The 1,611-nt window shown below is 56.1% G+C and carries 1 protein-coding gene; it reads right to left on the bottom strand.

The features are described from left to right. Positions 1 to 160: 160 nt before the first annotated feature. Positions 161 to 1,534 (bottom strand): IS5/IS1182 family transposase, encoded by a 1,374-nt coding sequence (locus tag E4O98_RS11930; RefSeq protein WP_069553846.1) that lies wholly within the window; start codon positions 1,532 to 1,534, stop codon positions 161 to 163. Positions 1,535 to 1,611 lie beyond the last annotated feature (77 nt).

Below are 1,611 nucleotides of genomic sequence, written 5' to 3' on the forward strand. Positions count from 1 at the left end.
CGATTCTGTTGAAAAAGTCGGATTTTCAGATTGCCTGAACTCAAGCGCGACCACCACTGGAGAACCTACTCACCACATTGAGTGGTTTTTCGGCCCTTCGGTGACCTTCGCTGCTCTGTTATTGGGTTAATTTGAGGTTTTTTGCTTGGTGCAGGCGCACCTATCCCGTGACTGGTGGCCCTTGAGATGAAAATTTGGCCAGCCTTCGCAGGTTCTGCACCGCAGCGGCCAGCGTGAATTCATCCGTCGCGCCACTCATGCCACGTAGTCGCAAGCGATCCAATTTCAGGATGCGCTTGAGGTGGGCAAACAACATTTCGACCTTTTTACGTTCGTGGCGAGAGCGCTGATATGCCGGCGTTGCTGCAATGCACCGAGCCACATCGCGAGCGGCTTCATGGACGCTGCGAGCGATCTTGCGGAACGCAGTGTTCGGGCAGCACTTGGCTTTCATCGGACACGTAGCGCAGTCGGTCTGCCGGGATCGGAAGATGATGGTGTTGGCTTTTGTGACGTGCGAACGCTCGTTTTTGAAGGCTCGCCATTCGCTGCGTAATGGGTTGCCGGCCGGGCAGCGGTATTCCTCGGCCTCTTCACTCCAGTGGAAATCGTTACTCGAAAAGCTGTCGTTCTTGCGCTCGGTTTTGTCCCATACCGGCACATGTGGCTCGATGTCCTTTTCCTCCACCATCCAAGCCAACATCGGCGCTGTGCCGTAAGCGGTGTCGCCGATGAGGCGCTCTGGCTTGATGTTGAACTGCGCTTCGACCCGATCGATCATCGTCTTGGTGCTCTCGACTTCTGCAGTTCGATGAGCCGGTGTGGGTTCCACATCCATGATCACGCCGTGCTCGGTATCGATCAGATAATTCGTGGAGTAAGCGTAGAAAGCTGGGCCGCCTAAAGCAGCGGTCCAGCGGGCTTGAGGATCCGTCAGCGACAGGCGCTTCGGTAGCGTTTCGGCCAAAGCCTCTTCATCGAGGGCTTCAAGGTACTCACGCACGGTGCGGGTGCTCAGGGCCGGATCGCTCCAGTTGACCGGTTCATCACCCGGTACACCGCGCTGCCGGCTGGCATCCGCTTTGATGATGCTGGCGTCCACGGCAAAGCCTTCGCCCTTGACCAGGCCGGCGTCCATGCAGCGACGCAGCACTTCATTAAACAACCAGCGAAATAGATCGCTGTCCCGAAAGCGGCCGTGTCGGTTCTTGGAAAAGGTTGAGTGGTTGGGGACTTCATCTTCAAGGCTCAACCGGCAGAACCAGCGATAAGCTAGGTTCAAATGGGCCTCTTCGCACAACCGCCGTTCGGAGCGGATGCCATAGCAATAGCCGACGATCAGCATCCGAATCATCAGTTCGGGATCAATCGACGGACGCCCAATCGGGCTATAGAAATCGGCGAGGAAATGGCGCAGGTCGCTCAGATCAAGACACTGATCAATGCTGCGCAGAAGGTGATTGGCTGGGATGTGATCTTCAAGATTGAACGAGTAAAACAGTCGCTCCTGCCCACTCGATAACTGTCCCATCATGCTGTGTGATCCCCCTCCGGCCAATGAAGAGATTTTGCCGGAGGCCAGTCAGGGGAGCTACTTTTTCAACAGAATCG

The organism is Pseudomonas sp. W2Jun17 (assembly GCF_023127795.1).
Taxonomy (GTDB): domain Bacteria; phylum Pseudomonadota; class Gammaproteobacteria; order Pseudomonadales; family Pseudomonadaceae; genus Aquipseudomonas; species Aquipseudomonas synxantha_A.